General features: G+C 65.1%; 23 protein-coding genes. 9 read left to right on the top strand and 14 right to left on the bottom strand.

What is annotated here, in order from left to right; genetic code table 11:
* The first annotated feature begins 149 nt into the window (after positions 1–149).
* The gene (locus GGD63_RS26970; RefSeq protein ID WP_183246257.1) at positions 150–524 is read left to right on the top strand and encodes a hypothetical protein; all 375 of its coding nucleotides are present in this window, start codon (positions 150–152) and stop codon (positions 522–524) included.
* A 35-nt stretch (positions 525–559) separates the two neighbouring features.
* On the opposite strand, the gene GGD63_RS26965 is transcribed toward GGD63_RS26970, so the two are convergent.
* The 4 genes from GGD63_RS26965 to GGD63_RS26950 are packed head-to-tail and all read right to left on the bottom strand — an operon-like array spanning position 560 to position 3,248.
* On the bottom strand, positions 560–1,048 hold the full coding sequence (locus tag GGD63_RS26965) for a hypothetical protein (RefSeq protein WP_183246255.1): 489 nt from the start codon (positions 1,046–1,048) through the stop codon (positions 560–562).
* Between the two features lie 4 nt (positions 1,049–1,052).
* Positions 1,053–1,868 carry an FAD:protein FMN transferase gene (locus GGD63_RS26960; RefSeq protein ID WP_183246253.1) on the bottom strand — a complete coding sequence of 272 codons (816 nt, stop codon included), beginning with the start codon at positions 1,866–1,868 and terminating at the stop codon, positions 1,053–1,055.
* Between the two features lie 3 nt (positions 1,869–1,871).
* The gene (locus GGD63_RS26955) at positions 1,872–2,327 is read right to left on the bottom strand and encodes an FMN-binding protein (RefSeq protein WP_183246245.1); all 456 of its coding nucleotides are present in this window, start codon (positions 2,325–2,327) and stop codon (positions 1,872–1,874) included.
* Positions 2,328–2,345: 18 nt separating this feature from the next.
* Positions 2,346–3,248, bottom strand: coding sequence for a DUF6662 family protein (locus GGD63_RS26950; RefSeq protein WP_210315980.1), 903 nt, complete (start codon positions 3,246–3,248; stop codon positions 2,346–2,348).
* 523 nt (positions 3,249–3,771) lie between these two features.
* Here GGD63_RS26950 and GGD63_RS26945 point away from each other — a divergent pair.
* The gene (locus GGD63_RS26945) at positions 3,772–4,077 is read left to right on the top strand and encodes a glycine zipper domain-containing protein (protein ID WP_183246241.1); all 306 of its coding nucleotides are present in this window, start codon (positions 3,772–3,774) and stop codon (positions 4,075–4,077) included.
* 109 nt (positions 4,078–4,186) lie between these two features.
* Here GGD63_RS26945 and radC read toward each other — a convergent pair whose 3' ends face one another.
* The 3 genes from radC to GGD63_RS26930 all read right to left on the bottom strand — a co-directional run bounded on the left by radC (position 4,187) and on the right by GGD63_RS26930 (position 7,309).
* Positions 4,187–4,900 (bottom strand): RadC family protein, encoded by a 714-nt coding sequence (gene radC, locus GGD63_RS26940; RefSeq protein ID WP_183246239.1) that lies wholly within the window; start codon positions 4,898–4,900, stop codon positions 4,187–4,189.
* A gap of 88 nt (positions 4,901–4,988) precedes the next feature.
* Positions 4,989–5,807, bottom strand: a complete 819-nt coding sequence (gene map, locus GGD63_RS26935) for a type I methionyl aminopeptidase (protein WP_130365893.1) — start codon at positions 5,805–5,807, stop codon at positions 4,989–4,991.
* A 185-nt stretch (positions 5,808–5,992) separates the two neighbouring features.
* Entirely contained in the window at positions 5,993–7,309 is a 1,317-nt protein-coding gene (locus tag GGD63_RS26930; RefSeq protein WP_183246237.1) for a mechanosensitive ion channel family protein, read from the bottom strand.
* A 471-nt stretch (positions 7,310–7,780) separates the two neighbouring features.
* Between GGD63_RS26930 and GGD63_RS26925 the strand changes: the two genes are divergently transcribed.
* Both GGD63_RS26925 and GGD63_RS26920 read left to right on the top strand, forming a co-directional pair.
* Positions 7,781–9,574 carry a potassium/proton antiporter gene (locus GGD63_RS26925; protein WP_183246235.1) on the top strand — a complete coding sequence of 598 codons (1,794 nt, stop codon included), beginning with the start codon at positions 7,781–7,783 and terminating at the stop codon, positions 9,572–9,574.
* A gap of 245 nt (positions 9,575–9,819) precedes the next feature.
* Complete coding sequence (locus GGD63_RS26920) at positions 9,820–10,080, top strand: PepSY domain-containing protein (RefSeq protein ID WP_183246233.1); 261 nt, start codon at positions 9,820–9,822, stop codon at positions 10,078–10,080.
* A gap of 165 nt (positions 10,081–10,245) precedes the next feature.
* Here the strand turns inward: GGD63_RS26920 and modC are convergent, their stop codons facing one another.
* The 5 genes from modC to mepA all read right to left on the bottom strand — a co-directional run bounded on the left by modC (position 10,246) and on the right by mepA (position 14,294).
* The gene (gene modC, locus GGD63_RS26915) at positions 10,246–10,908 is read right to left on the bottom strand and encodes a molybdenum ABC transporter ATP-binding protein (RefSeq protein WP_183246231.1); all 663 of its coding nucleotides are present in this window, start codon (positions 10,906–10,908) and stop codon (positions 10,246–10,248) included.
* Between the two features lie 2 nt (positions 10,909–10,910).
* On the bottom strand, positions 10,911–11,606 hold the full coding sequence (modB, locus tag GGD63_RS26910; RefSeq protein ID WP_183246229.1) for a molybdate ABC transporter permease subunit: 696 nt from the start codon (positions 11,604–11,606) through the stop codon (positions 10,911–10,913).
* A 26-nt stretch (positions 11,607–11,632) separates the two neighbouring features.
* Entirely contained in the window at positions 11,633–12,418 is a 786-nt protein-coding gene (gene modA / locus GGD63_RS26905) for a molybdate ABC transporter substrate-binding protein (RefSeq protein WP_183246228.1), read from the bottom strand.
* 195 nt (positions 12,419–12,613) lie between these two features.
* On the bottom strand, positions 12,614–13,117 hold the full coding sequence (locus tag GGD63_RS26900) for a hypothetical protein (RefSeq protein WP_183246226.1): 504 nt from the start codon (positions 13,115–13,117) through the stop codon (positions 12,614–12,616).
* A gap of 232 nt (positions 13,118–13,349) precedes the next feature.
* Positions 13,350–14,294, bottom strand: a complete 945-nt coding sequence (mepA, locus tag GGD63_RS26895; protein ID WP_183246224.1) for a penicillin-insensitive murein endopeptidase — start codon at positions 14,292–14,294, stop codon at positions 13,350–13,352.
* A 450-nt stretch (positions 14,295–14,744) separates the two neighbouring features.
* Between mepA and GGD63_RS26890 the strand changes: the two genes are divergently transcribed.
* Positions 14,745–16,913: an EAL domain-containing protein gene (locus GGD63_RS26890; protein WP_183246222.1), complete on the top strand. Its 2,169-nt coding sequence runs from the start codon at positions 14,745–14,747 to the stop codon at positions 16,911–16,913.
* Positions 16,914–17,346: 433 nt separating this feature from the next.
* Here GGD63_RS26890 and GGD63_RS26885 read toward each other — a convergent pair whose 3' ends face one another.
* Together GGD63_RS26885 and GGD63_RS26880 are read right to left on the bottom strand one after the other, a co-directional pair.
* Positions 17,347–18,498 carry an acyl-CoA dehydrogenase family protein gene (locus tag GGD63_RS26885; protein WP_183246220.1) on the bottom strand — a complete coding sequence of 384 codons (1,152 nt, stop codon included), beginning with the start codon at positions 18,496–18,498 and terminating at the stop codon, positions 17,347–17,349.
* A gap of 243 nt (positions 18,499–18,741) precedes the next feature.
* A complete protein-coding gene (locus tag GGD63_RS26880) occupies positions 18,742–18,987 on the bottom strand; it encodes a hypothetical protein (RefSeq protein ID WP_183246218.1) in 246 nt (81 codons plus the stop codon).
* 178 nt (positions 18,988–19,165) lie between these two features.
* Between GGD63_RS26880 and GGD63_RS26875 the strand changes: the two genes are divergently transcribed.
* The 4 genes from GGD63_RS26875 to GGD63_RS26860 all read left to right on the top strand — a co-directional run bounded on the left by GGD63_RS26875 (position 19,166) and on the right by GGD63_RS26860 (position 21,307).
* Entirely contained in the window at positions 19,166–19,819 is a 654-nt protein-coding gene (locus GGD63_RS26875) for a Spy/CpxP family protein refolding chaperone (RefSeq protein ID WP_183246216.1), read from the top strand.
* 81 nt (positions 19,820–19,900) lie between these two features.
* Positions 19,901–20,155 (top strand): DUF2933 domain-containing protein, encoded by a 255-nt coding sequence (locus tag GGD63_RS26870; RefSeq protein ID WP_183246214.1) that lies wholly within the window; start codon positions 19,901–19,903, stop codon positions 20,153–20,155.
* The gene (locus GGD63_RS26865) at positions 20,155–20,832 is read left to right on the top strand and encodes an isoprenylcysteine carboxylmethyltransferase family protein (protein WP_183246212.1); all 678 of its coding nucleotides are present in this window, start codon (positions 20,155–20,157) and stop codon (positions 20,830–20,832) included. Before GGD63_RS26870 ends, GGD63_RS26865 begins: the two co-directional genes overlap by 1 nt.
* Entirely contained in the window at positions 20,822–21,307 is a 486-nt protein-coding gene (locus GGD63_RS26860) for a hypothetical protein (RefSeq protein WP_246785652.1), read from the top strand. Before GGD63_RS26865 ends, GGD63_RS26860 begins: the two co-directional genes overlap by 11 nt.
* Positions 21,308–21,402 lie beyond the last annotated feature (95 nt).

Below are 21,402 nucleotides of genomic sequence, written 5' to 3'. Positions count from 1 at the left end.
CTGCAAATCTGGCAGCTTGCCGGCGCTGCGCATGTGAACTGGGTTACAGCTTTTGCGGGAAAATTGGCGCACAGTGCGGATCGCCCCACGGGGAACCCGCAGGGCCGTCCGCCCGTTAGCAATGGACGCGGTTCGGCAAGGAGGCCTGCATGGCCAAGCGTGTCCTCGCGATCGGCATCGAACCCGGCGTTGCGGATTACAGCGCATTCCCGCAGCTCACGCCGGATCTCGTGCGCAACTACATCGAGGCGCAGCTGTTGCGCCTGCGCGGTCTCGGCTTCGAGGTCACGAGCTGCCTGATCGATCTCGAGGCGGCCGCCGAAGCCGGCGTCGCGGCGGCGCTGCGCGAGGAGCGGTTCGACTGCATCGTGATCGGCGCGGGCCTGCGCGAGCCGAGGGAGCGCCTCGTGCTGTTCGAGAAGGTGCTCAACCTCGTCCACCGCCTCGCGCCCGAGGCCGCGATCTGCTTCAACACCACGCCGGCCGACACCAGTGAGGCGGTGCAGCGCTGGATCGCGCCGTGAACGGCGGCCGCAGAGATGATGCGGCGTTGCAATGCTTATCGTTGCGAGCTGGCTGGGACGGATGCAAGCTCGCTAGCTGTCTCCGTCGCGCCGGTCTCGGGTGAGCCCGATATCTCCACGCTGCGTTTGACGGCTGCAGCAACCATCGCATGGATTGGAAACAGCGCGATGCAGCCAAGCCCGAAGGCAATGTGGATCCAACGGGCCGGCTCGCGCGTCTGCTCGCCGCCGTAGTAGAGAACGAGCCCTGTCGTAGCGAGCAGGACGAACGTGGCGAGCGTGGTGCCACCCGTCCACCGCTTGCGCCGCCGATGCCAGCCCGACCGCACGTGCAGCGGCAGCAGCGAGCCGATCACGATCAACGTCGCATAGGCCGAGATGCCGTGCAGCATCAGCAGCAGCCGTTCGGTTTCGCCGGGCTCCGCCTCAACAACGTCGTGCAGGACGAACCAGGCGAGGCCGGTTAGCGCGACCACGCTGGTTGCACTCCAGACAACGCTCTTTTGAACAAAGCCGAGGCGCATGGGTTCAGGCCGCCATCGATGGCAGGTTGCCGCCGGTGATGAAAGCAGTCGCGCCGAAGCGCGCGAAGCAGGGGTGCTGCGGCTCCCCGGTCTGGACCAGAATCTTGGTCAGCGCATCGGCGGCGATGCAGCTTGGCGCGACGACCGAATAGGCGCGGCCGTCTGTTCCGGAGCTCGGCGGCCGACACGCCCCGATTCGGTCGACGGTGGCGACGGCGGAGGAGGTTGCAATGGCGCCGTTGCGCAGATGTCCCGCTGGGACCAGGCCTCCGTTCGGAACGTGCACGTGGATCGGCTGGTCGATCTCGCCCATCACGCGCAGATCGCCGCCGGCATTGACGGTCGCAGTTCGGATGCCTGCCGCCCGAAGCGAGGCGATGGCACGATCCACCGCATAGCCCTTGGCGATTCCACCAAGATCGATTGCGACCGGTGCCGTCAGGCGCACGGATCGATCGGCCGACAGGCGCACCGCGTTGAAGTCGCCCGCGGCGACGTGGTCGAGGTCGTCCGATGGCAGCAAGTCGTGGCGCATCAACTCGAAGCCGACCGCACAGTCGAACAGGCCATTGCTCGCGGCATGAAACGTCTGAGCGTGACGCAGAACTCGTGCCGTCCAGGGGTGGATCGTCACAGGCATCCGGAACGCCTCGCGGTTGATGCGCCCGATGTCGCTATTGGCATCGTGGAAACTCATCAGACGCTGAACCAGCGACACGGCCTCGAAGGCGCCGGCAATCGCCTGCTCGCCGGCGGCTTGCGCCACGCCGTCGACCTCGATCTCCACGATCGTGCCCAGCAGCGGTCGCGCGCGCCTCATGGCCTACTGCCCCTTCAGGCTCTGGAACTGCCCGACCAGGCGCCGCACGCCATCGGTGATGTGCTTGGCCGAGAGCGTCGCGCCGCTGATGTTCTTGATATCGACATTGAGCTGCAGCTGCGAGCTCGCGCTCTTGCCGACGAATTGCGAACGCCATGAGGCCTCGCGAACCTCGTAGCCATAGGACTCGTTGTATTCGAGGATCTCGATTCCCTTGACCGTGCCGCCGGCGGTGATGCCGACGGCGTATTTGATGTATTCGTGCTTGCCGAGCACGCGGTCGATCACGACGATCCCGCCCGAGGAGGCACGGAACACGCCCGCCCTGCTGCCTGCAGAGAACGAGGCGCCGGGAAAGATCGCCTGCATCGCCTGTTGCTCGCTCATGTAGACGTTTGCGCTAGCCGGCGCGATCAAGACGATCGCAGCCGGCGCCGTGAGGATTGGTGTCCACTTCATGCTATCTGCCTTGAAAGGTCATTTTGCGGCAAAGGGTACACCGAGGCGGAACATCACTTCGTCGCGCGCGTGTTCGTCGCCGTAGATGCGCCCGTGCTTTACCACGGAGGCTTGATCCTCGTTGTAGGTGATGACCATCGGCAGCTGATGACGCCAGGCCAGCGTCCACCAGAATTCCTTCTGGCCGTAATGGATGACAGGTCCGGCAAAGAACGCGGAATGTTCGGGGTTGTTGAACCAGTAGCCGGTGAATTCGTTGTGAATGCGCGTCTCGAAGCCGATCATCCAGTTCGGCGCGACGAGGTAGGACGCACCGAACGTCACGTCGATCGGCGAGGCTCTTTCGATCGAGCCATCAGCATAGACCTCGCGCTCATGCTGGCCCATGATGTTGAGGGCGAGGATCAGACGATCATCGAGAAAATTCTTCTGCAGGATCACCCGCCATTCCAGCTCCTTCGACTTCGGACCGATCTCCGGTTCGATGTAAAGCGCAAGGCCGATCGGATCGGTCACGGGGTTCAGGACCTGATAGATCGCCTCGAAGGCAACCGAGTCGAAACGTGTCTTCTCGTAACGCGAGTATGGATCGAAGGAGGCGTCGAGAAATTGCGTCACGCCGGGTCCGCCCGTTGTCCCATCGAATCCGTTGCGGTAGGCGTTGGCGTAACTCCAGTTGAAATAGCCGGAAATCTGCAGCTGGTTAGTGAGGCCGTATTCGATCTCCTCCTTGTTCCGCATCAGGAAATACTGCCCCTGCGACTGGCCCGCCTGCATGAACGATTTGTGCTCGTATTCATACGTGCCCTGCGGATGCAGATCGGCTGTGTAGATCCAGCCGAACGGTGATTCCCCTGCATTGGCTTCGCACGCGGCCAGCATCGCAACCGCGGCGCACATCGGTCCCACTAATCGTTTCACTGTTGTCCCCATCTGAGAAAGGCTGCAGGGCCCGCCTACAGTGAGACACGGAGATGTGACAATAGGTCCCAGTTCGGAATCGATCTAAACGGGCGCGGCGCTCTGAATCCTGAGACCGTTGGCGTCGCTTCACGAGGCGCCGGGAAAAATAGGAAGCGAGCAATATGAACTGCTTGCGCGCTGCATCGCTTTTCGCGCTCCTTGTTTGAAAGGATTCTAATTTTGATGGATTCTAAGTCGCGGTCGCATCTCGTTCAGCCGTTCGGCCGCACGGCCGACGGTGCCTGCGTCGAATTTCTCGTCTCCAGGAGGGAATGCCGTTGGCCGATCCCGCTGGGCACGTGCGTACCGCGGTGACCCGGGGGAAACGAAGGAACGCGGGAGGAGATCGTGCTGTTCTTTGCACTGGCGAGGTAAGCTTTTAGCGTCGTCGCGTGGCTCGTCAGTCCTTGAATGCCGACGATTGTTCTGGCCCGCATCCGCACCGGGCGCTATGACTGGCGCCAGCACAGGAGGGCCGGAAATGCTTCGAGGTCTTGGAATTGCAGCGTGTCTGACGGTTGCGACTGCCGTGCCGGTTCATGAAGCTGTGGCCCAGGATGCCATCGGCGGTGCGATCATCGGCGGTGTCGGCGGTGCGATCGTCGGCGGTGCGCTCGGCGGAGGCCGCGGCGCGGCCATTGGCGCCGTCGTCGGTGCCGGCACGGGTGCCGCGATCGCCTCCGAGGGCGAGCGCCGCCGCTCCGGCTATTACGCCTATCAGCGCGGCTGCTACATGCAGCGGCCCGACGGCTACTATGTCCGGGTCGATCCGCGATATTGCTACTAGGCGCGAGCGCTCTAGCTGTTCATTGCCTCCGGCACACCAGCGCCATCCAGGGCACCGGCAGATTGTGCAGCCAGTCGCTCATGCTGCTTTTGTCGCCCGATTTGCAACCCTAGATCAACCGCATCCCGCGCAGGCTCGTATGCCCGTTCCTGCCGACGATGATGTGATCATGCACGGCGATCCCGAGCGGCTTGGCGATGTCGATGATCGCTTTCGTCATCTGGATGTCGGCCTGCGACGGCGAGGGATCGCCGGAGGGGTGGTTGTGCACCAGGATCAGCGCGGTCGCCGATAATTCCAGCGCGCGCTTGATCACTTCGCGCGGATAGACCGGGGTGTGGTCGACGGTGCCGGTCTGCTGCACCTCGTCGGCGATCAGCTGGTTGCGCTTGTCGAGGAAGAGCAGGCGAAACTGCTCCCTGTCGGCGAAGGCCATGCTGGTGCGGCAATAGTCGATCACCTCGTTCCAGGACGACAGCGCGTTGCGGCTGTTGACCTCGCCCTTGGCGACGCGGTGCGCCGCGGCGGCGATCAGCTTGAGCTGGTTGATGGCGGCTTCGCCTATGCCGTCGACCTCGCGCAAGCGCGCCACCGGGGCATGCACGACCTCGGCGAACGAGCCGAAGGTCTTGATCAGCGTCTTCGCCAGCGGCTTGGTGTCGCGCCGCGGCAGCGCCGGAAACAGCGCCATCTCCAGGAGTTCGTAGTCGCTGAGCGCGTCCGCGCCGGCGCTGTAGAAGCGCTCGCGCAGCCGCTCGCGATGGCCGTGATAGTGCGGCGCGTCCTCCGGCTTGCTCTTGTCGTGGTCTGGCTTGGCGGGCATCGACCGCCAGCATTGCCGCGGAACTCTGTTTTTGCAACCGTCAATTGCGGCGGCAAATCCGGTTCGCGGGTCGCGCCCCCTTAGAGGCTCACCCGATCTGCTTCTCGCCGTGCCGCTCCGACAGGGTGAAGATCTCGACGCCCGTCGCCGTCACGCCGACGGAGTGCTCGAACTGCGCCGACAGCGAGCGGTCGCGGGTCACCGCGGTCCAGCCGTCGGAGAGGATTTTTACGTGCGGCTTGCCGAGATTGATCATCGGCTCGATGGTGAAGAACATGCCGGGCTTGAGCTGCACGCCCTCGCCGGGCCGGCCGATATGGATGATGTTCGGCTCGTCGTGGAACATGCGCCCCAAACCGTGGCCGCAGAAATCGCGCACCACGCTCATGCCCTGCGGCTCGACAAAACTCTGGATGGCGTGGCCGATGTCGCCGGTGGTGGCGCCGGGTTTTACGGCGGCGATGCCGCGCATCATCGCTTCATACGTCACCTCGATCAGTCGCTCGGCCTTGCGCGCGATCGGGCCGACCGCATACATCCGGCTGGAATCGCCGTACCAGCCGTCGACGATGAAGGTGACATCGATGTTGACGATGTCGCCTTCCTTCAGCGGACGGTCGCCGGGCATGCCGTGGCAGACCACGTGGTTGAGCGAGGTGCAGGTCGAGTAGCGGTAGCCGCGATACATCAGCGTCGCCGGATAGGCGCCGTGGCTGAAGGCGAAGTCGCGGACGAATTCGTCGATCTTCGAGGTCGGCACGCCAGGCGCGACGATGTCGGTGAGCTCGTCGAGGCACTTGGCCACCAGCGCGCCCGCCTTGCGCATGCCGGCAAAGGCGGCGGGCCCATGCAGCTTGATCTGTCCGGTCTTGCGCAGGGAGGTATCGGTGGCTTCGACGTAGCTCATGCTTGTGCGGTCTTCCGGGCTGATCTCGATGTCGGTGGAAAGGCTTGATTTCAGGCCCTAATTTAATGATTGCCCGCCTTCATGCAAGCTAAGGCACAGCGTTTTCGAGCGAAGTGGCTACCGGTTCGCGTGAAGAAAACGCGTCAAAACAACAATCTTACCGGTCCTTGCGCCCGAAAGCGGGCCTAATTCGGGACTTCTACGGTGGTTTCCACCGGCAGGGCGCCACCCCGGATACGGATTTCGCGGACGGGGTAGGGAACCCGGATGCCTTCGCGCTTGAAGGCGTCCCACAGCGACAGCATCACGTCGCTCTTGACCTTATCCATGCCGTCGGGATCGGCGATCCAGAAGGTCAGCGAGAACTTCATCCCGGCTTCGGCGAACTCGGTCAGGAGGCAGCTCGGCGGCTTGCCCTTCTGCGCGCGCGGATGGGCTTCCGCGGTCTCGGCCGCAAGCTTGCAGACCAATTTCGGGTCGGCGTCGTAATTGGTGCCGAAGGCGATCTTCACCAGCGTGTTCTTGTCGGTATAGGTCCAGTTGATGACCTTCTGGGTCACCAAATCCTCGTTCGGCACCAGGAATTCGCGCCCGTCGCCGGCCGCGACGGAGATGTAGCGCGTCTTCATCGCGCTGATCCGCCCGGTGTTGTCGCCGATGGTGACGAGGTCGCCGGGCTTCACCGATTTGTCGGCGAGCAGGATGATCCCCGAGATGAAATTGGCCACGATCTTCTGCAGGCCGATACCGATGCCGACGCCGACCGCGCCGGAGAACACCGCGAGCGCCGACAGGTCGATGCCGACCGCGCCGAGCGCAATGACGATTGCGACGGCAAGCAGTCCGATGCGGATGATCTTGACCAGCAGCACCTGCACCGACGGCGTCAGGTCGGTGGTCGAATTGATCCGGCTCTCGGCGAAATTGCTGGCGATGTTGGTGGCCCACAGCGCGATCAGCAGCAGCGCGCCGGCCTTGATCACCAGCAGCGGCGTCAGCCTGAGGCCGCCGAGCACGATCGCGAAGGAGTCGAGCAGATCGATGGTCGTGTCGAGCTGGCCGATGATGGAGAGAGCCGCGACGAACCAGGCCGTGATCGACACCAGCTTGACGATGAAGGCGTTGCGCAGCACCGAGGTCACCAGCCGGATCACGAGCCAGGCCAGCCCCATCTTGGCGGCGACCATCAGGAGATAGCTGCGGCTCGGCCAGGTCGCGTGGGACATCACCACGCGGGAGATGATCACGAGCAGGGTGAACACCGCCGTCGAGGCGCTCGACACCATCACTCGCGAGAAGTGCCGGAGCGGCAGCGGCCAGCCCATGGCCAGCGATGTCATGTCGACGCGGTTGCGAATGCCGGCTTCCGCGGCATAGGCGATGCCGGCTGCCGCGAGAATGAGACCAAATTGCAGGTAGAACCAGGGTGAGGAGATCTCCGCTCCGACGCTGCGTGCGGTCGTCTGCACGAACTCCATGAAGTCTTTGAGGTCCATGTCCATCGGTCTCGTCGGGAAGCGGGGAGGAATTGATTCGAAGGCACCGCAGAATCCCACAAAGGATGCGGCCCGGCCATCGATACACCGGTAAGTGAAGCGCGTTAAGGGCCGCAAAATACGGGCAGATTGCCGCGAGCGGGAGAAAGCGGAAGAAAATGGGTTGGCGTGCCGGGGCAGCGACGATATGGATGCTGGAGCAGGATGATTGTTGGTTGAACAGGTCTGTCGGCAGGCGCGTGCTTCGCCTCTCCCCGCTTGCGGGGAGAGGCCGGATCGCATCGTCAGATGCGATCCGGGTGAGGGGGACTCTCCGCGAGTCCATCTGTCACCACCCCCGTGGAGAGCCCCCCTCACCCCACCCCTCTCAGGGTGAGCTATGCTCATCCCGACCCCGCAAGCGGGGCGAGGGAGCGCGCCGCCGGCGCCTCCCTAACCCGTATTTCATTCGTTCCCCGGAGTAACCCGCAGCACCGCATGGCTTCCCTCGACTCCGTCAGCCTCGCCATATTGCTCGGCGCCGTCCTCGTCATGGCCGGCATCCTGTCGAGCCTGCTTGCGCTGCGCTTCGGCGCGCCCCTGCTGCTCGTCTTCCTTGTCATCGGCATGCTCGCCGGCGATTCCGGCCCCGGGCAGCTCCAGTTCGACGATGTCCGCACCACCTATCTGGTCGGCTCGGTGGCGCTGGCCCTGATCCTGTTCGACGGCGGCTTGCGGACGCGCTTTGCCAGCATCCGCACCGTGCTGGCGCCGTCGGTGGTGCTGGCCACCGTCGGCGTGCTCCTGACTGCGGTGGTTACGGCGCCGTTCGCCAGATATGCGCTGGACCTCAACTGGACGGAGTCGCTGCTGGTCGGCGCCGTGGTGGCCTCGACCGATGCGGCGGCCGTGTTCCTGCTGGTCCACACCCAGGGCCTGCGCCTGCGCCCGCGCGTCGGCGCGACGCTGGAGGCGGAGTCCGGCACCAACGATCCCTTCGCGATCTTCCTCACCTTGATGCTGGTCGAGTACATCTCGCTGGGAACGGGCACGGCGGGTCACGTGCTGATGGAGTTCTTGCAGGAGGCGGTGCTGGGCGCCGTCGTCGGCTTCTTCGGCGGACGCCTCGTCGTCATCGCGCTCAACAAAGTCGCGTTGCCGCAGGGCCTGCATGCGCCGTTCGTCACGACGGCGGCGCTCGTGATCTTCGGCGGCTCGCAGATCATGCACGCCTCGGGCTTCCTCGCGGTCTATCTCGCCGGCATCATCATCGGCAACCGGCCGACGCGTGCGCATAATTCGGTGGTGACCTTCCTGGATGCGGCGACCTGGCTGGCGCAGATCGTGATGTTCGTGCTGCTTGGCCTGCTGGTCTCGCCGGGCCGGCTCGGCTCCAGCGTGCTGCCGGCGGTCGCCGTCGCGCTCGTCCTGATGCTGGTGGCGCGGCCGCTCGCGGTGTTCGTGTGCCTGGCGCCGTTCCGCTTCAACTGGCGCGAAAAGATCTTCATCGCCTGGACCGGCCTGCGCGGTGCGGTCGCGATCTTCCTGGCGTCGATCCCGATGCTGGTCGGGCTGTCCAAGGCCTATCTCTATTTCGACGTCGCCTTCGTCGTCGTCATCATCTCGCTGTTGCTGCAAGGCTGGACGCTGGCACCCGCCGCGCGGAAGCTGCACGTCGCGCTGCCCCGCGCCGAGCGCGGCCCGCGTCGCGTCGAGCTCGATTTGCCCGGCCAGCTCGAGCAGCAGCTGGTCGGCTATCCGGTGCGCCCCAAGAGCCTGTATTTCCGCCGCGGCCTGATCCCGTCCTGGTCGAAGCCGACGCTGGTGATCCGCAACGAGAATATCCTGACGCCCACGGAAGCCGATCCGATCGCGCCCGGCGACTACATCTACCTGCTGGCGCCGCCGGAAAAGGCCGAGTCGCTCGACCGCTTCTTTGTCGACATGCAGCCGAGCACCGCGCCCGATCCGCATCTGCTCGGCGATTTCATGGTCTCCGGCGAGCACACGCTGGCGGAGCTTGCCGGGATCTACGGCGTCAAGGTGAGCGACGACGAGGGCAAGCTGACGCTCGCCGACTATTTCGACGTCCATCTCGACCGGGCCCCGAAAGAGGGCGCCGAGCTCGTGCTGGACGAGATCGTCCTCGTCGCGCGCAGCATCTCCGGCGGCCGCGTCAATGTCGTCGGCCTGCGTCTGCCGGAAGAGGACGAGACGCCGCCGCCGCTGACACGCCGGCAGGCGCTGCGGAAGAGGCTCGCGGATTTGTGGACATCGGTTGCGGGAGTCTAGTCTCTTCTCGTCATTCCGGGGCGCGCGTCAGCGCGAACCCGGAATCCATTTATCCTCTGGACGAGCGGCGAGATGGATCCCGGGCTCGCCCTTCGGGCGCCCCGGAATGACAGAATATGAAATCCGCCACCAAATCGCCGCAACCGCCGAAGATTTGCGCGGCTTCGTGACCTCCGCATCCGGAACGCTCCGCGGCGCCGCTCGTTCTTCGCGTGACGGTCAACGTCTTTGACAGGAGCAGTTCCATGCGAAGTTTCATCCTGCCTGCCATCGTCGCGATCGGTCTCGGATCGGCCGCGCCGGCGATGGCCTATGACACCGGCGACCAGATCTCGATGCAGGTCGCGCTCGATGTCGCGGCCGACATCGGGGTCGTGACGGTCTCGCACACGAACTTCCTCGGCGACGAATGGCAGATCGAAGGCCGCGATCGCGCCGGGCGCTGGATGGAAGTCGATGTCGATGCCCGCACCGGCGAGGTCCGCAACGTCGACCGCGGCTGGTAAGGCCGAAGCGACGGAAGCGCTGCTATCCGGCGCCGGCCTCTCCGCCGTCGTTGCGAGTGCAGCGAAGCAATCCAGACTGCCTCCGCGGAAAGATTCTGGATTGCTTCGCTGCGCTCGCAATGACGGTGGGGCGGGATCGTCGCTCTTCATCCAGGCTACAAGTGTCTACGTCAACACCTTCACCCCGCCGAACGACGTCACGCGGCCCTGCTTCAGCATCACGATTTGTGTCGCGAGCTGGCGCAGCTCCGCGACGTCGTGGCTGACATAGACCATGGGCACATTGGCCTCGTCGCGCAGGCGCACCAGATAGGGCAGGATCTCGAGCTTGCGCTCCTCGTCGAGCGCGCCGAGCGGCTCGTCGAGCAGCAGCAGGCGCGGCTTTGACAGCAGCGCGCGGCCGAGCGCGACGCGCTGGCGCTCGCCGCCGGAGAGCTTTCCGGGACGGCGGTCCTGCAGCGCGCCGATGTCGAGCAGGTCGATGATGCGCTTGTGCTGCGCCGGATCTGGCGCAAGTCCGTTCATCCGCCGGCCATAGTCGAGATTCTGTGCGACGCTCAGATGCGGAAACAGCCGCGCATCCTGGAACACATAGCCGATGCGGCGGCGGTAAGTGGGCACGTGAATGCCGGCCGCGGTGTCGTCGACGGTCTCGCCGTCGATCACGATGGTGCCACGGTCGGGCCGCAACAGGCCGGCGATCATGTTGACCAGCGAGCTCTTGCCGGCGCCGGAGGCGCCGAACAGGCCGATGACGCGGCCCTCGCTGGTGAAGTTTGCCTGGAGCGAGAACTCGCCGAGCTTCTTTTCGACATCGACCCGCAGCATGGTCAATTCCCGTGCAGGCGCTGCGTGGCGCGGCGGGCGAACCATTCGGCCGCGATCAGCGCGCCGATCGCGAGTACGATCGAGACGATGACGAGCCGGCCCGCCGCGGCATCGCCGTCGGGCGTCTGGATCAGCGAATAGATCGCGGATGAGATCGTCTGGGTCTCGCCGGGAATGTTGGAGACGAAGGTGATGGTGGCGCCGAACTCGCCGATCGCCTTGGCAAAGCCCAGCACCATGCCGGCGAGCACGCCGGGCAGCGCCAGCGGCAGCGTCACCGTGAAGAACACTTTCCATGGGGCCGCGCCAAGCGTCTCGGCGGCCTGCTCGAGCCGGCGGTCGATCGCCTCGATCGACAGCCGCATCGGGCGCACCAGCAGCGGAAACGACATCACGCCGCAGGCAAGCGCCGCGCCGGTCCAGCGGAACGCGAAGACGATGCCGAGATGGTCGGCGAGAAAGCCGCCGACGACGCCGCGGCGGCCGAAAGTGAGCAGCAGCAGATAGCCGGTGACGACAGGCGGCAGCACCAGCGGCAGATGCACCACCGCGTCGAGAAATGACTTGCCCCAAAAATCATGGCGGGCAAGCAGCCATGCCAGCGCGATGCCGAACGGCGTCGCGACCAACGTGGCGATGACGGCGACCCTGAGCGAGAGCAGGATCGCCGTCCATTCGGCGGGAGAGATGTCGAACATCAAGCGTAAAAATCAGATCGCAGAAATCAGGTGGTCGGACTGATCAGGAACTTGAATCCGTACTTTTCCAGAATGGTCTTGGCAGCCGTCGAGCGCAGGAAGGCGAGATAGTCATTGGTCTCGCCCTTCGCGGTCGCGGTCGCCGCGACCGGATAGATGATCGCGGGGTGCGAGTCGGCCGGGAAGGTGCCGACGATCTTGACGCCGGGCTCGACCTTGGCGTCGGTGGAATAGACGATGCCGAGCGCGGCTTCGCCGCGTGCCACCAGCGTCAGTGCGGCGCGCACGCTCTCGGCCATCGCGAATTTCGGCTCGGCGGCCTGCCAGGCCCCGAGCTTCTCCAGCGCCGCCTTGGCATATTTGCCTGCTGGCACCGACTTGACGTCGCCGGTCGCGATCCTGCCGTCACCGGCGAGCTTGGCGAGGTCAAAGCCCTGCGCGATGGTGACGTTGTCGACCTTGGCATCCTTCGGCGCGATCAGCACGATGCTGTTGCCGAGCAGGTTGACTCTGGAAGGCTCGTTGATGGTCTTCTTGGAGACCGCGTAGTCCATCCAGTCGGTGTCGGCGGAGACGAAGACGTCGGCCGGCGCGCCCTGCTCGATCTGCTTGGCCAGCACCGAGCTTGCGGCATAGCTGACGCTGAACTTGACGCCGGTCTTGGCGGTGTAGGCGGCGTCGATCTCGTCCAGCGCGTTCTTCATCGAGGCCGCGGCGAACACGGTGATGGTCTTGTCTTCGGCGCTGGCGGGCGAGAGGGCCGCACCCGCGAGGATGACGAAGGCGGTGAAAAGTCCGGTGATACGAAACATGGGGTGCGCTCCGTGCGAGCTCGCGCGCGCAAAATGTACGCGCAGATCTGGCGTTGGGTTAAGTCTGGTCGCGACGGGCGGACGCGCTGTTCCACGGGTCCTTGCGACGGCTTACGGCCGGCAGGGATATCGCAGTGCAAACATAGCAGGCCGGGGCCTCAGGTCAAAGGCGCCCGTTTGACTGGCCAAACAGCGCTATTGCACCGGCAGGATCGCGATCGACAGCGCATTGTCCCTGGCGCCGCTGACCTGGAGGACAAGCGGCTGCGCCCACAGCTCGTATTTCATGGTCTTGCGGATGCCGTCGCAATCGGTCGCGCCGCTGAATGCAACGGGCTTGAGGAAATGGCCGCCCTGGACCACGTCGACCCAGGCGCCTGAGGACAGGCTGATCGTGTACAGGCCGGCCGTCGGCGCCTTGATGCCGGTGAAGCCGGCGAAGGTGCCATCCTTCGGCGCCCGCTCCGGCGGCGAAGGCAGTTTCGCTTCGCTCGGGGCGACCAGCCCCAGCGTGATGGCTGACCCGGGCAGGGCCGCCTGCTCGCTCCCCGAGGCGAGTTTTGCGCGATCCGGCGCGGTCAGCGCAGCGCGCTCGCGCTCGATCGGCCATTTGAACTTGTCGCAGCCGCTCGGCTCCTCGGCAGCCAGAGCAGAGGTCGCGCCGAGCAGGAGCGCAGCGAGGAAGGAGAGGACGCGCATGTGAAATCCCATCGTTGGCCACGCGAACGGCGCGAGGCGTGCGGTCAGGCTTGTTGAACGACGGGATGCGCGTCCCGCGAGGCCGCGGGCTTACGGCACGGCGGCAGGGCGATGCTAGCGCATTGTCGCGGCGCAAACCAATCAACTCGTTCGTCATCCCGGGGCGCGCGCAACGCGAGCCCGGGACGACAGCGGTGGATGGGGGGGCGGCGGCGCGTCCACCTAAAACACGCTACGGCTTCGCATCGCCCGCATGCAGCACCACCTTGCAGGCCGCCGGCATCTGCGCCAGCGTCATTGGCGGTTTTGGCTTCGGCGGCTCCGGCGGGGGCTTGGGATGCAGCACGGCGTCCGAGAACCAGTAGGCGAGATCGGCGTCCTTGCAGCCTTCGTCATCGGACTGCGACGGCTGGCCCTCGCAGTCGCCGGCGCCCGCCGGGCAGCGCATGCGGATGTGAAAGTGATAGTCGTGGCCCCACCAGGGGCGGATCTTCGAGAGCCAGGAGCGGTCGCCTTTGGCCTCGCGGCACAGCGCCTTCTTGATCGCGGCGTTGACGAAGATGCGTTGCACCGCCGGCTCCTGCGCCGCATCGCGCAGCACCAGCACATGGCCAGGGGTGAATACCTTCGGATCGATGTCGAGCCGGTCCTGACGCACCATCATCACCGCCGACATCTCCTCGCGCTCCTCGCGCGAGAGGCGGCGGTCCGGCATCGGCGTCAGCCAGATGTCGGCGTCGAGGCCGATCTGGTGGCTGGCGTGGCCCGACAGCGCCGGCCCGCCGCGCGGCTGGGCGATGTCACCGACCAGGATGCCCGGCCAGCCCGCATCCTTGTGCGCCCTGGCCGCAAGGCGCTTGATCAGCGCGATCGTGTCGGGATGACCAAAGTTGCGGTTACGCGACAGCCGCATCACCTGCCAATTGTCGCCGTTGAGCGGCATCTGCGCGGCGCCGCCGATGCAGCCCTTGGTGTAGGAGCCGATGACATGTGCCGGCCCTTTCGAGGGCAGCAGTTTTCGCGCGAACAGTTCCTTGGCGCCGAGCTTGGGATCGTTTGGGTTGGCAAGCGGCGGCAGCGGCTTCGGGTTGACGCTGCCCTTGTCCTGGGCCGGCGCACCGCCGGCGGCCAGGAGCGTCATGACAAGCAGGAGAGAGGCGAGGCGGCGGCGACTCATGCCCGGTCGTTATAACCCAACGCCGCGTCGGGGTTAAGAATTAGGCGTGCCAGCCGCGTGCAACCTCACGGCGTCGCAGCTTTTTTGCGCCGCCCGGCCGCATTTTTAACGGCGCGATAACCGTATCCTGCGTTGACCAAAATTCGTGCGCGGAGTGAGGGAACGCCACGGCCCGCATGCAATCGCGCGCAATTTCGGAAATGATTCAAGCGCGCGCGTAATTTTGCGCCAGCGCGCCCATCTGATCGCGACGGCGGAATGGGTTTGACGCGTCGGCTAGCGCATTTTGCGCCTCGCAAACAGGCACGGTGTCGGCGAGGGGTCGGCGGTTCCGGGGCCAAGATTACTTTTTTTTCAGACACTTGCCCCACAACTTGCGGCCACAGGGCGCGACTGGGACATGTGACGTTGAGTTTGGGGTCTCGAAAACAAAAAAGACGAAAGCGCAACGTGCTTGGTACGGCCGGCAGCCGGCCGCACAAGCCGCGATTCGCGCGCGCGCCGCATTCGGCCGTTGCACAGGATGAACTTCTGCAAAGCCGCGCCGAGGCGGAGGCCGCGATCGCGGAGGCGCGCAAGGCCCATGAGCGGCTGCGCCAAGCCATCGACATCCTGCCGCAGGGCATCGTGTTTCTCGATGCCGAGGGCCGTTACGTCCTCTGGAACAAGAAATACGCCGAGATCTACAGCAAGACCGCCGACCTCTTCGCCGAAGGCGCACGCCTCGAAGACACGCTGCGCGTCGGCGTCGCGCGCGGCGACTATCCGGAAGCTGAAGGCCACGAGGACGAGTGGATCGCCGAGCGGCTGCAAAAGCTCTATCGGCCCGGCGCACGCCACGAGCAGAAGCTGGCGGATGGTCGCGTCATCCTGATCGACGAGCGGCTGACCGATGACGGCGGCGTGGTCGGCCTGCGGGTCGACATCACCGAGCTGAAGCAGCGCGAGGCATCGTTCCGCCTGCTGTTCGACGGCAATCCCGTTCCCATGATCATCTGCGCGCTTGACGACGAGCGCATCCTCGGCGTCAACGATGCCGCGATCGCCCATTACGGCCATAGCCGCGGCGAATTCGAGAAGCTGACGATCCGCTCCTTGCAGGCCTTCGACAGCGAGCCGCCCTGGACCATTGATGTGACCGGCGAGGAACAGGCCGGCCGCACCTGGAAACACGTCAAGGCGGACGGCGCGCTGATCGACCTTGCGATCTATTCCCGCGAATTGAGCTACGCCGAGCGGCCGGCGGTGCTGCTCGCGCTGATGGACATCACCGAGCGCAAGCGCGCCGAGGCGCGGCTCGCCTTCATGGCCCAGCATGACGGGCTCACCGGCCTGCCGAACCGCAACCTCCTGCGCCAGCAGGTCGACGAGATGCTGCTGCATACGCGCCGCAGCGCCGAGAAGGTCGCGGTGCTGATGCTGGGGCTGGACAATTTCAAGGCGGTCAACGACACGCTGGGACACGCCATCGGCGACAAGCTGCTGCGCGGCGTCGCCAAGCGCCTGCGCTCCACCTTGCGCGAGGAAGACGCGCTGGCGCGCCTCAACTCCGACGAGTTTGCGATCGTGCAGAGCGGGTTGGCCCGCCCGGAAGATGCGGTGGGACTCGCAAAACGCCTGCTCGAAGCCATCTCCGATCCTTATCTGCTCGACGGCCATTCCGTGGTGATCGGCGCCTCCGTCGGCATCGCGATGGCGCCGGGCGACGGCGATGATTCCGAGAAACTGCTCAAGAGCGCCGACATGGCGCTGTCGCGCGCCAAGCTGGATGCGCGTGGCAGCTTCGCCTTCTTCGAGGCCGCGCTCGACGCCAAGGCGCAGAGCCGACGCAAGATCGAGGTCGAGCTGCGCGACGCCATCCAGAACGACGTGCTGCGGCCGTACTATCAGCCGCTGATCGATCTCCAGAGCGGCCGCATCACCGGCTTCGAGGCGCTGGTGCGCTGGCCCCATGCCGAGCGCGGCATGGTCTCGCCGGCCGAGTTCATTCCGGTCGCGGAAGACACCGGCCTGATCAATCCGCTCGGCGGCCTGATGCTGCGCCGGGCGTGCCAGGATGCCGCGACCTGGCCGGACGACGTCCGCGTCGCCGTCAATCTGTCGCCGCTGCAGTTCCGCAGCGGCAACCTGCTCTCGATGGTGACGGACGCGCTGAAGCATTCCGGCCTGCCGCCGCGCCGGCTTGAGCTCGAGATCACCGAGACGCTGCTGCTCGAGAAGAGCGCGCAGGTGCTGGCGACGCTGCATGCGCTGCGCGCCCTCGGCGTGCGCATCTCGATGGACGATTTCGGCACCGGCTATTCCAGCCTCAGCTATTTGCGCAGCTTCCCCTTCGACAAGATCAAGATCGACCAGTCCTTCGTGCGCGATCTGGGAGCCAACCGCGAGGCGCAGGCGATCATCCGCTCCATCGTCAGCCTCGGCAAAGGTCTCGGCGTCACCATCACCGCCGAAGGCGTCGAGACCGAAGCCGAGCTGAGCTGCCTCCGCGCCGAGGGCTGCGACGAGGGCCAGGGCTTCCTGTTCAGCAAGGCCCGGCCCAATATCGAGATCATCAGCCTGCTGCAGGCACAACGCGGCATCGACGCCGCAGACGAGGACGCCGCGCTGGTGGCGTGAATGCTGCCGCGCTTTACCTCTCCCCGCTAGCGGCAGGGCTATCGCAGATGGCTTCTTGGTGACGATCAGAGCAAGCGCCTCGTCCTTCGAGACGCGCGCAAGAGCGCGCTCCTCAGGATGAGGCTAAGCAGCATTTGCCCCGTTGAAATTGCCGCCGCGCACTCCGCCCTCATCCTGAGGGCCCGCCATTGGCGGGCGTCTCGAAGGATCGGCTGCGGGCGAGCTATCCGCCACGCTTCTTCATATGCGATAGCCCTGCCGCTAGCGGGGAGAGGTCGGATCGCTCTTGCGATCCGGGTGAGGGGGGTACAGGTCTCTCGGCGACCTCCCGTGTGGAGAGAGGCCCCTCACCCCAACCCTCTCAGCGCGAGCGAAGCTCGTCGCGGCCCCGTAAGAACGGGGCGAGGGAGCGCACCGTCAGCACGGCCGCCCTTCAGTCTCCCGCCAAAATCGCCTTCCCCACATCCTCGTAATGCGTATCCCGCGCCTGGATCTGCTGGGCGATCGCATGCATGTCGCGGAAGCGCCGCTCGAACGGCTGGTTGCGGAACACCGCGGTGGCGCCGGCCATGTGATAGGCGGTGTCGACCACCTTTGCCGCCTGGTGGATGGTCCAGGTCGCCGCCAGCCGGACCGCGCTGCGATGCGCCGCGCTGAATTCGCCGGTCGCGACCAGCTCGCGCCACATCGCATTCGCCGTGGCATAGAGATAGGCGCGCGCGGCGCGCAAATCGCCCTCGGTGCGGCCGATCAGTCCCTGGACCGCCCCGTTGTCGCGCATGGCGCCGGCCGCCAGCGACTGATGCTTTGCGCGCGCCAGCGCGATGGCCGCATCCAGCGTGGCACGCGCGACGCCGAGCGAGACCGCGGCAAAGCCGAGACTGAACGTCGAGCCGGTGCCGATCCTGTAGAGCGGCCCCGTCCCGCGCAGCGCGGACGATACGTCGCGGAACGCCGTGAAGCGCTCGGGGATGAAGAGGTCAGTCACTTCGTATGAGTCCGTGCCGGTGCCGGCGAGCCCGATCGCCTGCCAGACGTCATGCAACGTCGCGTGAGCGACCGGAAACAGGAGGGTCCGCACCTCCGGCGAGCCGTCGGCATTTTTGCGCGGCACTCCGTCAGTGCCGACGATGCGCACATGCGCCCCCAGCCAGCTCGCCTGCCGCGAGCCGGACGCAAAGTCCCAGCGCGCCGTGACGCGATAGCCACCCTCGACCGCGCGCGCCTCATGCGCAATCGCGCCCCAGGCGAGGATGCCGGGCGCGGTGTTGAAGATCTCATGCGCGGTGTCGTGATCGAGCCAGGCCGCGATCATCGCGCAGACGCTGCATTGGCCGAGGCACCAGGCGGTGGACGCATCCGCCTTCGCAATCTCTTCCAGCATCTGCATGAAGATGTCAGGCGGCGCTTCCGCACCGCCGAGGCTCTGCGGCAGCAGCGCGCGGTAGAGCCCGTTCTCGATAAGGGCGGAGACCACGGCAGGCGTCAGCCGCCGCGTCCGTTCGATCTCGTCGGCTTCGCCCGCGATCAGTGACGCGAGCGCGCGGGCTCGTTCGATCAGGCCAACGCCGGGAGTTGCGTTCATGCGCGTTTCCTCGCCCCTTCTGCCGTGAGCGGTAGAGGCGCGGATGGTGGTCTATTTGGCCGGGAGGATCAAGACAGGGTCTTTCCGGCTCGCACCAGATGGTACGCCCCGGAATGACCGTTCCATTCTCGCCGTCCACTCAGTGCGGCCATGAAGGCGTCCTGCGGGTGTCGGCCTTGCCGAACTGCCGCACCTCCTCCTTGCCTTCGGCCGGCCGAGGTCGGGACTACTTCTTGTCGCCCATTACTTCTTTTCGCCCATGTGGTGAGGCGACGACGTGCCGGGGCCGCCGGTGTAGTGATGACCGCCCGATTCGGCGTTGGCCGAGGTGCCGGTCTTCTCTTTCTTGCCCATGTGGTGAGGGACCTCGGTCTTCGGCCCGCCACTGTAGTGATGGCCGTTCTTTTCCTTGTCAGTGGATTGAGCCATCGCGGGAACGGCCAGCAGGGAAACGACGCCGAGGGCGACGAAAAGCTTCTTGGTGATCATGTTCGGTTCTCCAGGATTGTGAGAACGGCATCATAAGAGGCAGTGGAGGTTCCGTTTTGAGGAATCTCAAACTTTCGCGACGCTCCCGTATCCCGCGGTTTTCTTTGACCTCGGTCAACTCGCTTGTGGAGGGCGGTCGCCATTATGCGCCTGGATGCGGAATCTCAGGAGAACCAAGATGCGACGCCCGGCGCTTGCGGCAGCCCTGCTGCTCACGGTCCTCGGTAACCCCTCGCTCGCGCAATCGCCTGCCGAGCATCAGGGCCATCATCCGGATCAGAAGGACGCTCCTGCAACCAGTCCGGCCACGCCGCCAGACGCGCCGCGCAGCAAAGCCCCATCTCAGGGCAAGATGGGCGGCGGCATGATGAACATGATGGGCGGCAACATGCCGATGCCCGACATGATGCGGATGATGGGCATGATGCGTCAGTCCGGCGGTGACTGCATGAGCGGAATGGAAACGATCGACCATGTCGAAGGCCGGGTCGCGTTTCTGCGGGCTGAACTCAAGATCACGGACGCTCAGGTGCCGGCCTGGAATGCTTTCGCCGACGCGTTGCGCGCGAATGCCAAGGCCCTCGGAGAGCTCCGCGGGTCGATGGCCGGCTCCGGATCCGAGACCTTGGTGGATCGGCTGACCTGGCAGGAGAAATGGCTGTCGGCCCGGCTGGAGACCACCCGCGCGATGAGGTCCGCACTCACAAGCCTCGTCGGCGTCCTCTCCGACGAGCAGAAAAAGACCGCCGACGAATTGCTCGCGCCGCAGATGGGCATGATGCCGATGATGCAAGCTGGCCGAATGGGCGCCATGCCGATGCAAGGCAAGTGAGGACTCTTGCCGGGACCTTGACGTGAATCAACTATGACGACGACCGCGCCGCTAGGCTCTCGATAGCCGCAGGAGCGTGTCATGACGGTGCAAGACCATTCCGGGTTTCGAGAGCGCCCGCAAGGGGGCATCTCCACCAAAACCAAGGCCGGCCTGGTCCTGATCGGATTCATGGTCATCGCCGGTGCGCTGCTGTTCACCGAGCACCGGGCGCACGTGCTCGGGGTCCTGGTCTGGCTCCCGCTCCTCGCCTGTCCGCTGATGCATCTCTTCATGCATGGCGGACATGGTCATCATCACGGCGGCGGCCAGCCGAACGATCAAGGGAGCGCGTGATGCACGACGCCGCGCCTGCCTATGGCCTGTGGAGTCTCGTCATCGTCAACTCGGCGGTGTTCATCCTGTTTGCCTACAGCTTCTTCAAGCCGCAGACCTCCCGCGACTGGCGCTCCTTCGGCGCCTTCAGCGCCTTCCTGGTGGCGCTGTTCGTGGAGATGTACGGCTTTCCGCTCACCATCTATTTCCTTTCGGGCTGGCTGCAGTCGCACTATCCGAATGTCGACTGGTTCTCGCACGACGCCGGCCACCTGCTCGAGATGATGTTTGGCTGGAAGGCCAATCCGCACGCCGGACCGTTCCACATCCTGAGCTTCATCTTCATCGCGGCCGGTTTCATTCTGATCGCGGCCGCCTGGAGGGTGCTGTTCGACGCGCAGCAGACCCGTAGCCTGGCCGTCACCGGCCCCTACAGCTACGTCCGGCATCCACAATATGTCGGCTTCATCCTGGTGATGTTCGGCTTCCTGTTGCAGTGGCCGACGATCCTGACGCTGGCGATGTTTCCGGTGCTGACCGTCATGTATGTCCGACTGGCGAAAGGCGAGGAGAAGGACGCGCGAGCCGAATTTGGCGTCGCCTATGACAAATATGTGGCCGACGTTCCCGGGTTCATTCCGAAGCTGAGCCGGCTGCTCAGCCAGGAATCCAGCGGAGGTTATCGCCATGGCCAATAGACACGCTGTGGTCGCCCTTTTTGCAGCGTTTGTGCTCGCCGTTTCAGCGATGGGCCGTGGCAACACCGCTGCTGTTGCCGCGGAATCCGAGCTTTCGAAAACGGTCGGCGGCGTGACCGTCTATCTCGGTGTCGTTCCGGCCGAAATGGTCAAGGGCCTTCCTGCGGGCAGTTCCACTGAGCGGCCAATGCACAGCGGAATTCCCAAGGGGCGACATGAGTATCACCTTCTAGCTGCCGTCTTCGATGCGACGGGTGGCAAGCGGCTATCGGACGCCATCGTGACGGCGCAGGTGTCCGGTCTCGGATTGTCTGGCAGCAAGGTGAAGCTTGAGCCGATGCAGATTTCCGGTACGACCACCTATGGCGGTTTCGTCGATCTGCCCGGCTTTGACCTTTACACCGTGAAATTGACCGTTGAGCGGAGCGGTGCAAGTCCGGCCGTCATGGAATTCAAGTACGACCATCGCCGGTAGCGGCTGGACACGCAAAGGTTTCGACGCCGCATGCTGTGAACTTCCAACGGGAAGGTTGGAATGGTTCAGCGCCGTAGCGAGCGGTAATCGCCGTG

The sequence above is a fragment of the Bradyrhizobium sp. cir1 genome (assembly GCF_014198245.1).
GTDB lineage: Bacteria > Pseudomonadota > Alphaproteobacteria > Rhizobiales > Xanthobacteraceae > Bradyrhizobium.
The sequence above is the reverse complement of the archived record's forward strand: the minus strand, read 5'-3'. Positions and strand labels throughout refer to the sequence as shown.